Raw genomic sequence first — 4,551 nt, forward strand, 5'->3', positions numbered from 1 at the left:
CGCATGGCTGCCAAAGATCGAAAATATCCGTTAACCTTTTCTCAACCGTCCGCGGAAACGGGGTAGAACCCATCCCCGGCGTCGGTAACCGCGCTTCGGCCCAGTTCTTGGCCTATATCGGCGATGTTCGGCGCTTCAAAAGCGCCAAGGCGCTGGCAGCCTTCGTCGGCGTGACGCCCAAACAGAAACAGTCCGGTACCTCGATCCACGGCCGCACCATGATCTCGCGAGCCGGGCACACCGCAGCACGAAAATCGCTCTATATGCCGGGCATGGTGGCCAAACGCCACAACCCGGTCATCATCGCGATGGCAAAGCGACTGGAAAAGAAAGGCTTAGCACCGAAGGCGATCGTCGGCGCGAGCATGCGAAAGCTCGTGCATCTGATCTATGGCGTCATCAAATCAGGACAGCCGTTTCGGACTGAAATACCAATGGCGGGACTTGAAACTCAAGAGGGTATCTGACCCTAAAGTCCGCGGGTTACACTGGCATGTGGAAGTACCTGGACGAAGAGAAGGATGACCCGGATTCCCGGTGCCGCATCGCGGCCAAACGCGGCACCCTCAAGAAGAGGGAAGATAGCCCCATGAAGACGCTGCTGCTGGCGATCGAAAAGGCCAAGGCTAGCATTCGCGCCAAGGTGGAGCATCCATTTCATGTTATCAAGAACCTCTTCGGCTACCGGAAGGTTCGCTACAAGGGGCTGGCCAAGAACCAGGCGCAGTTGTTTACCCTGTTTGCCCTCGGCAATCTGGTGCTGGCAAGACGATGCCAAGGCCATGCTGACGGGTGCCGAGTGTCTTGAATCCGACCTGGCGGCCGGATACCCCGGCTGCCAGGTAAAACAGGCCACTTGAAGGTAGTCATGTAATGGCCACCGAGACGATGAGCTGACCACGCTGACGGTTCAACCGGCCAGAACCGAGTTGTTCAGTGGTTCCCTAGGGAGGCTTCCATAACTGCATTAAGGCCATCAAGCGAATGGACCATGATTACCGAGACAATACTTATTTTTTTGCAAAAGATCACAGCTGCGTTTCCCAGCAAAGTGCCATGAATCCTTCCCATTAACGGAGCGAACAGCCAGAGGTAGTTAAGCTCTCGTAATATCTTAATTCGCAAGTGACTAAGCAGGCCTGGAGCGAGGCTAACATGGATCGTAGCGCGTTCTCCGACAAAAAGTTCAGAGTCAGACATGAGTACAACACCTTACCGTAGCAATCAGGTGTTGTACTCATAATTTGCGGCCAAGGAGATACCGAATACCTAAAGATATATTTATGCTAAGCGATGATTATTCAGAGTTTATTTTCTGGTCATCGCATAGCGATTATGATCGACGACCAGAAAATCGCCATCAACCATCCCTTATATTTTTGACATCAACTTCTTCATGAGAAAGGATACTGACGCGCCTGCTTCTGGACAGACACCCATTTTACTGTGGTAAATTCCTCAATAGCCCATTCACCACAGTAGCGACCAAGACCTGAATACTTCTCCCCTCCAAAGGGAACATTAGGCTCTACATTTATAGTCTGATCATTGACATGAATCATGCCTGTCTTTATATTTCTGGCAACATTTATTCCTCTCTCCAAGGAGTTAGAAAAAACAGCACCGCTTAAGCCAAAAGGTGTCCCGTTAGCAACTTCAATCGCCTCTTCTTCATTAGACACTGGAATAATAACAGCAACAGGAGCAAACACTTCATCTTTGGCGACGGCCATGTCACTTGTCACTTCCGTGAGAATAAATGGTTCCATTACGTTCCCATGAACCTCACCTTTCTTAACCAGATTCGCTCCTTCCTCAACACTCTGATCAATGAGTTTCAGGGCTCTATCTACCTGCTTTCGGTTAATCATTGGCCCAATAATGGTCTCTGGATTACAAGGGTCGCCAGCTTTTATTCCAGCAGTTGTTGCTTTAAATTTTTCCACGAATGGTTCATAGACCTTTCTATCAACAATAATACGATTAATAGCAATACAGATTTGGCCAGAGTGCATATACTTTCCAAATGCCGCTGCAGCTACAGCTTGATCAATATCAGCGTCATCAAGAACTATGAATGCATTGTTACCGCCCAGCTCAAGTGCAGGCTTCTTAAGATGTTTGACAGCCATAGCACCAACATGGCTTCCTGCATTTGTCGATCCTGTGAAAGAAATAACTTCCGGAATGGGATGCTCAACAAAATAATCCCCTATTTCGTCAAGGTCGGCTACCGTTACGTTTAAAACACCATTTGGCAGGCCGGCCTCTTCAAAAATCTTCGCGATCATCAGCCCGCCTGAAATAGGTGTTTGTGCGTCAGGTTTGAGTACAATGGCATTGCCTGTGGCGATTGCAGGAGCGACTACACGGGTTGTCAAATAAAAAGGCCAGTTCCATGGCGTGATCGCGCCTACCACTCCCATTGGATCACGATAGACGCGGTTTTCCTTGCCAGGAATTGCCGAAGCGCGAATCGACCCTTCCATCTGAAGAGGGTATTTGGCTGCCTCTTTCACATCTGCAATGGAACAATCAATCTCAATACTTGCCTTCAGCCTTGAGCTGCCACTCTCATCGACAAGCAATTCAATAAGCTCTTCTTTTTTTTCTTCGAGCAATCTCGCTACGTTTTCCAATAGCATGACACGCTCATACGGAGCCGAACCACCCCAGTTTTTCTGCGCAGACTGGGCGGCCTTATAGGCTTCGTCTATGTCTTCCTTGCTTGCATAATTAATCGTTACAAGCACCTTATCATTATAAGGATTTTCAACTTGGCATTCCTTGTTGCTTGATCCGATTCTCCAGCTACCATTGACAAACAACTTATTCCACTGGGTATATTTTTCAACTGCCTTAGCAACTGACATGTGAGCACTCCTATAATTTCTAGCCTAGGTATTATGAAATCTTGAGAATTGGTTTTATTGTCACCCCTTCTTCCGAGTCCGCACTGGCCTCATTAATTTCTTCCAAGGCATAAAACTTGACGAGCTTGTCAAAAGGAAACTTGCCGTTTCTGTATAAGTTAATAAGCTTTGGAATAAAAATTTGGGGCACAGCAGAGCCTAACAGTACGCCTGTGACGGCTCTTTCAAATAACAGAGTATTAACATCCAGGTTTACCTCTGTGCCAACTGCAGGAGCACCTACAACAGCAGCCTTTCCTAAGGTGGAAAGACAGTCCACAGCCTGACGTAATACGGCAGGAATACTAGTCGTTTCAATGGAATAATCGACACCATCGCCCATAATCCCATTAATTTTCTCAATTATATTATTTCCATCCTTCGGGTTAATGGTATGTGTCGCACCCAGCTCTTTTGCAAGTTCCAAGCGGCTGTCTTTCAAGTCGATGGCAATAATCGTTGTACAATTTGCCACTTTGGCAGCCATTATGGCGCTAAGTCCTACAGAGCCGCAGCCAAAAACAGCAATACTCGAACCCTCTGCGGGCTTGAGCTTATTTAAAACGGCACCGCTTCCCGTTTGGATTCCACACCCTAGCGGCCCGAGCAATTCAAGAGGAACATCTTTCGGAACCTTGACAACATTTCTCTGTGAGGTTACGGAAAAATGAGAAAAGCTGGATTGGCCAAAGAAATTTGAGATATCTTGATCATGCTGATGCAAACGACAGGTACCATCTCCCATTTTTCCAGTAAAATTTAATTCGAAAAATTTATCGCATGCATAAGGATCTCCAGATAAACATTTCTTGCATTCCCCACATGAACTAAAGGAAAGTACAACGTGATCTCCAGGCTGTACGCTGGTTACTCCATTACCAACCTTTTCAACAATCCCAGCTCCTTCATGCCCAAGTACAGCCGGCAAAGGGACTGGATAGTATTGGTCTCTTACAATTAGATCAGTATGACAAATCCCAACCGCCTTGATGCGTATTAAAACTTCGCCGTCTTTAGGATCATCAATATTGATCTCATCAATTTTAAAATTCTCACCCTTTCCATAAGTAACTGCGGCCTTTGTTAACATGATAAGTTTCCTTTTATTGATGATTTGGCGATGATTGAAGCCGTGCATACACAGGCTGGCGCATGCCAACCGCGAATGGCGCAGCCCAACGTCTGACGTCTTCGCCGATCAGCACGCCCGGCATGCCCAGGGCTGACTCGATCGCGACCCGCTTCAGTCGTGCATGGGCATGCGGCGAGCGCACGATGGCGACGTGAAGCGTGCCCGGCGGCACGACGAGATCAGCGTAACGTCCCAGGCCACGCAGCAACGCCTCGTCCTCGACCCGCGCCTGGCGCTTGCCGATCAGCGAACACGACTGCTCGTCGCGAAGCGAAACTTCTGTATTCATCGATGACTCCTCGATGGGCGTGACCACATGAAGAGGAGTCTAGGAAGAGGAAGAGCGGAGGGCATTGCCGCTGAATATGGCGTTTTATCCCGGGGTCTTCGGAATTGCCCGAGAGTCTGATTTCGAGACTAATGTCTAACTATGACAACGACCATGCCCCGGTTTTAGTAGCGTTTTGATCCAGAGCCCTTGGGTTTAGATTGCCGCTTTTGCGGCCA

At 48.3% G+C, this 4,551-nt stretch carries 3 protein-coding genes and 2 pseudogenes; 2 read left to right on the plus strand and 3 right to left on the minus strand.

Going from position 1 to position 4,551, the window contains the following annotated elements:
* Both SAHL_RS17300 and SAHL_RS17305 read left to right on the plus strand, forming a co-directional pair.
* Positions 1-467, plus strand: a 467-nt coding sequence (locus SAHL_RS17300; RefSeq protein ID WP_221178028.1) for a transposase, incomplete at its 5' end; no start/stop codon positions are given.
* A gap of 11 nt (positions 468-478) precedes the next feature.
* A pseudogene (locus SAHL_RS17305) lies at positions 479-808 on the plus strand (transposase); the annotation flags it as partial.
* A gap of 586 nt (positions 809-1,394) precedes the next feature.
* On the opposite strand, the gene SAHL_RS17310 reads toward SAHL_RS17305, so the two are convergent.
* The 3 genes and pseudogenes from SAHL_RS17310 to SAHL_RS17320 all read right to left on the minus strand — a co-directional run.
* Entirely contained in the window at positions 1,395-2,873 is a 1,479-nt protein-coding gene (locus tag SAHL_RS17310) for an aldehyde dehydrogenase family protein (RefSeq protein WP_123592663.1), read from the minus strand.
* Positions 2,874-2,904: 31 nt separating this feature from the next.
* Positions 2,905-4,002, minus strand: coding sequence for an NAD(P)-dependent alcohol dehydrogenase (locus SAHL_RS17315; protein WP_123592664.1), 1,098 nt, complete (start codon positions 4,000-4,002; stop codon positions 2,905-2,907).
* A 49-nt stretch (positions 4,003-4,051) separates the two neighbouring features.
* A pseudogene (locus tag SAHL_RS17320) lies at positions 4,052-4,333 on the minus strand (hypothetical protein); the annotation flags it as partial.
* Positions 4,334-4,551 lie beyond the last annotated feature (218 nt).

This window comes from Salinisphaera orenii subsp. halophila YIM 95161, assembly GCF_003732545.1.
GTDB lineage: Bacteria > Pseudomonadota > Gammaproteobacteria > Nevskiales > Salinisphaeraceae > Salinisphaera > Salinisphaera orenii_A.